Raw genomic sequence first — 4,873 nt, 5'->3', positions numbered from 1 at the left:
GCGGACGACCGCGCCGGGGCGCCGGCGCGGCGGCCGGCTCCTCCTGCGCGTCACCGTCGGTGCGCACGGCCGAGCCGTCCTCGGCGGTGTCGGCCGCCTCCTCGGCGATGACGGACGCCGCGGGGGCGTTCGCCTTCTCCCAGGCGCGGATCCAGCCACGGAGCGACTGCTCGCCGACCTCGAACTGCTCGGCGGTCTCGCGGATGATGGCGCGGTTGCCGGGCTCCGCCTCGCGGCGCTCCAGGACGCGGGCGAGCGACTGCTCGCGCGTCTCGTCGGTGTACTTCTGCTCGAAGGGCATGTCGTTTCTCCGGTCGTGAGGAGGGCGGGGGAGCAGCCACGTGGTGACGGCGCATCCGTCGTCACCACAGGACCGTTGACGCCGACGGTACTGCACTCCCACCTCACCTGAGCAGATATAGATAGAAATATGTGATGACGAGCACGATCTCGCTCGTTCTGTGACCATGCGAGGCCTGCCGCGCCTTACACATGAGCCGACGCGGACGGCGCGTCACATATGAGGACGTGTCATCATGATGCGCCGAACGCGGCGCGCCACGCGTCGTACCACGTCCGATGACATGACCACACGTGTCGCGCGTCGATCGTGACGACGGAGACCACGGCCCGGCGCGCAGGAGGCGGTCGCCCAGTCGCCGCCGACCCGCCCGTCCTGAGGCGGATCACGGTGACGACGGCTTAAGGTGGCCGTGTGTGGCGCGCCGACAGACAGCATGACGACGACGACGACGGGACCAGTTCCGTGGCCGTCCCGACGGGCGCGCCCGGGGGAGCAGCGTCCCCCGGCACGGTGAGCCTCGGCGACCCCGGCCTCGCGGTCGGCAACGTGGCCGAGCCGTCCCGCACCGGGTGGCGCGACCAGCTCGGCGTCGTCGGCGGCACCTCCACCCTGCTGCACTTCGGCGACGAGCAGCGCGCCCGCATCGAGCTCAGCACCACCCACCCCGGTGGCCTCGCCCAGTTCATCACCGGCAAGACGACCCTGCTCTCGAGCCTCATCCGCGACGACCTCGCGCTCCGGACGGCCCGCGTCGCCGCCGGCGAGATCGCCGCGAAGGGCCTCGAGCTGAGCACCGTCCGCGGCATCGACGCCGTCCACCTCGCCATCGGCGTCGCCGCGTGGTCGTTCGCCGGCCTCGACCACCGAGCGCCCGTCCTGCTCCGCCCGCTCGCCATCCGGCGCCACGGCCGCGACTTCGAGGTCAAGCTGCTGGGCGAGCCGTTCCTCAACCCGGCGCTCTCCGACGCGCTGCACGACCAGTTCGACATCTCCCTCGACGCCGACGCGTTCGTCGCGCTCGCCAGCCGCGAGGGCGCGTTCACGCCCAACCCCGTGATCGACCGCCTCCGTGGCCTCACGGCGCACCTCGACTGGTTCACCGTGCAGCCACGCCTCGTGGTGTCGACCTTCGCCGAGGTCTCGACCGAGATGGCGCTGGACGCCCGCGAGCTCGGCCACCCCGTGCTCGACGCGCTCGGCGGCAACGCCATGGCGATCCGCCAGGTGCAGGAGGGGTACCGCCCGACCACCGCGACGCCCCAGGACGAGCGCAGCCCCGAGACCGACACCCTGCTGCTCGACGCCGACCCCGAGCAGGAGAACGTCGTCGCGCAGATCGCGGCCGGCGCCTCGGTCGTGGTCAAGACGCTGCCGGGCACCGGCGGCACGCAGACCATCGTCAACGCGATCGGGCGACTCGTGTCGCAGAACAAGCGGGTGCTCGTCGTCAGCGCTCGCCGCGCCTCCCTGCGGGGCATCACCGCCCGCCTCGCCGACATCGGCCTGCCCGGCGTCGCCGTGTCGCCGACCACGCTGCGCCGCGACGTCATCCGCGCCATCAGCCGCGACGAGAAGGCCACTCACCCGCAGATGGGCGAGGTCGACGACGCGCTCGTGCGCCTCCGCAAGGTGCTCGTCGACTACCGCGGCGCCCTGAGCCGACGTGACGACGGACTCCGCGTCTCGGTGCTCGACTGCCTCACCGAGCTGTCGCGGCTCGCCCTGCTGCCCGCGCCTCCCGCGACCACTGCGCGCCTCAGCCGCCGCAGCGTCGAGGCGATGGTCGACGGCCGTCGCCGCGTCGCCGAGACGATGGTCAACGCTGCCAACCTCGGCGAGTTCCGCTACGGCCCGGGCGACTCGCCCTGGTACGGCGCCCGGTTCACCGACTCCTTCGGCGCCGGCGACGCCCACCAGCTCGCCAAGAACCTGCACCACCGCGACCTGCCCCGCCTGCTCGAGCGAGCGCAGGAGGTGATCGGCAGCACCCGGATGCGCCCCTTCGAGTCGGTGGCCGAGCTGGGCGTCTACCTGCGCCTCCTCATCGAGATCCGCGACACGCTCGACAAGTTCCAGCCCGTGGTCTTCGACCGCTCCGTCGCCGAGCTCGTCGCGGCGACCGCGCCGAAGCGCGAGGCGCCCGACATGTCGAGCGCCAACCGTCGTCGCCTCAAGAAGCTCGCGAAGGAATACGTGCGGCCCGGGGTGCACATCGCCGACCTGCACAGCGCCCTGCAGCGCATCCAGCAGCAGCGCATCGCGTGGCAGCGTTACGTGGTCGCGGGCACGCCGCCCGAGGTGCCCACGGGCATCGCCGACGCGCACGTGCTGCACCAGCAGGTCAGCCAGGACCTCGAGCGCCTCGACTCGCCCCTGGGCCTGCGGGGCGACGACAGCCTCACCCAGATCGGCGTCGCCGAGCTGGGTCCGAGGCTGCGCGACCTCGCGGCCGAGAGCGACGTGCTGCAGAACCTGCAGGAGCGCACCGAGCTCATGACGACCCTGCGCGACCTCGAGCTGGCGCCGCTCATCACCGACCTCGCGAACCGCCACGTGCCCGAGCAGCAGGTCGCCGCCGAGCTCGAGCTCGCCTGGTGGCGCTCGGCCCTCGAGTCGTTGCTCGAGGCCGACCGTGCCCTGCTCGGGGCCAACACCGCCATGCTCGACCGGCTCGAGGCCGACTTCCGGCTCGTCGACGAGGCTCACGCGGCAGGCAGCGCGCAGCTGCTCGGCTGGCAGCTCGCCGAGAACTGGAAGATCGGTCTCGTCGACTGGCCGGAGGAGGCGTCGGCCCTCAAGGCGCTGCTGCGCCAGCCGCACCTCACCGCCCGCCTGCTGCACGACGCCGCGCCGCACCTGTCCCGCGCCATCGCCCCCGTCTGGCTGGCCTCGCCCTACGAGGTGCACACCATCGCCGACACGGTGCCGTTCGACACGGTCGTGCTCGTCGACGCCGGCGCGACGACCATCGCCGAGAACGTCGGGGCGATCCGCCGTGGCAAGCAGACGGTGGCCTTCGGCGACCCGGTGACGCAGACGCCGTCCGAGTTCGACATCGCCGTGACGCCGGGCAAGCAGCCGCCTCGTCACGACGAGGCAGAGCTCGACGCCCTGCACGCCGACAGCGCCCTCGCCCGCCTTTCCACCCTGCTGCCGACCCTGTCGCTGACCCGCAGCTACCGCGCCGGCGGAGAAGACCTGGCCGAGCTCGTCAACCGCCGCTTCTACGGCGGGCGCATCGAGTCGCTGCCCTGGGCCGGCAGCTTCCTCGGGCACGGCAGCATCGCGCTCGACTACGTCTCCGGCGGCACGGCCGTGCCCGACCCCGAGTCGGGCGCCGTCGAGAGCGTCGACGCCGAGGTCGACCGCGTCGTCTCGCTCGTCGTCGAGCACGCGCGCACCCGGCCGGCCGAGTCGCTCATGGTCATCACCGCGAGCGCGAAGCACGCCGTGCGCGTGCAGCAGGCCGTCCTCACGGCGGTGTCCGGCCACAAGGACCTGACGGAGTTCGTCGTCGGCGACCGGGGCGAGCCGTTCATGGTCGCGACGCTCGAGCAGAGCGTCGCGCAGAGCCGCGACCACGTGATCTTCTCCATCGGCTACGGACGCACCCCGCACGGACGCGTCCTCAGTGACTTCGGGCCCCTCGGACAGCCCGGCGGGGAGCGCCTGCTCGCCGTCGCGATGACCCGCGCCCGTCGATCGATGATCATCGTGACCTGCTTCCAGCCCGACGACATCGACGGCGGACGCATGGGACACGGCACCGTCGCGCTGTCCGAGATCCTGACCGAGGTCCAGGCCCGCACGAGCGCCGAGCACGTGCCGGACGACTCCGACCCGATGCTCGTCGACCTGGCACGGCGCCTCGAGGCGAAGGGCATCCCCGTCGCGCTCGGGCACCGCGGCAAGCTGGGCCTGGTCGCCGCGCACGACGGCGTCTGCGTGACGATCGAGACGGACACGACGCTGTCGCGCACGAGCCTCCGCGAGTCGCTGCGGGCGCGGCCGGAGACGCTGCGCCGCCTCGGCTGGCACTACGTCCGGGTCCACGCCTTCCAGCTGTTCACCGATCCCGACTCCGTGGCCGCACGGGTCGCCGAGGTGCTCGGCATCGACGGGTCGCGCACGCAGGAGGTGCCGACGCTGTCGGCCCGCCAGCACGTCAACCGGCTCTGACCGCGATGACGAGCGCACGCGACCCCGACGCTGGTCACGCGGGAGGCGCGGGTCGGCCCGCCGACGACCCTGCGGTCGTCGAGACGGTCGCGTCGGCCCCGCTCGTGGTGCGGCGTCGCGGCGGGCGTCGGGTCTCGACCGATCCGGTGCCCGGCAGCGATCCTGCCCCCGCACCCGAGCCTCCTCGGAACGCGTCCGGGGAGAACGACCGTCAGCTCCGCGACGACGTGCCGCCGCACTGGGGCTGACCCCGGCTCAGGGTCTGATGTCGGCGGGTTCCCGTCGCCGACGGCTGGTCAGCGCCCGCCCGCCGCGGGCCACGGGAACCCGCCGCCAGCGACGTCGGCCCGCCGCCCGCGACGACGGCCCGCCGCTCCCGGTGAGGGAGGG

3 protein-coding genes are annotated in these 4,873 nt (G+C 73.0%); 2 read left to right on the top strand and 1 reads right to left on the bottom strand.

Going from position 1 to position 4,873, the window contains the following annotated elements; all coding sequences use genetic code 11:
• A partial coding sequence (locus RWM17_RS12255) for a hypothetical protein (protein ID WP_314104050.1) occupies positions 1-301 on the bottom strand: 301 nt, incomplete at its 3' end.
• Between the two features lie 465 nt (positions 302-766).
• Between RWM17_RS12255 and RWM17_RS12250 the strand changes: the two genes are divergently transcribed.
• Both RWM17_RS12250 and RWM17_RS12245 read left to right on the top strand, forming a co-directional pair.
• Complete coding sequence (locus RWM17_RS12250; protein ID WP_314104049.1) at positions 767-4,483, top strand: AAA family ATPase; 3,717 nt, start codon at positions 767-769, stop codon at positions 4,481-4,483.
• 5 nt (positions 4,484-4,488) lie between these two features.
• Positions 4,489-4,731 (top strand): hypothetical protein, encoded by a 243-nt coding sequence (locus tag RWM17_RS12245; RefSeq protein WP_314104048.1) that lies wholly within the window; start codon positions 4,489-4,491, stop codon positions 4,729-4,731.
• Positions 4,732-4,873 lie beyond the last annotated feature (142 nt).

This window comes from uncultured Frigoribacterium sp. (genome assembly GCF_963515265.1).
Taxonomy (GTDB): Bacteria; Actinomycetota; Actinomycetes; order Actinomycetales; family Microbacteriaceae; genus Frigoribacterium.
Note: the sequence above shows the minus strand (reverse complement) of the source record. Positions and strands in the feature narration are given on the sequence as shown.

What these genes read in the sequence shown, in the direction of transcription:
- RWM17_RS12245 (WP_314104048.1), top strand. Translation starts at nt 4,489, where the DNA reads ATGACGAGCGCACGCGACCCCGACGCTGGTCACGCGGGAGGCGCGGGT.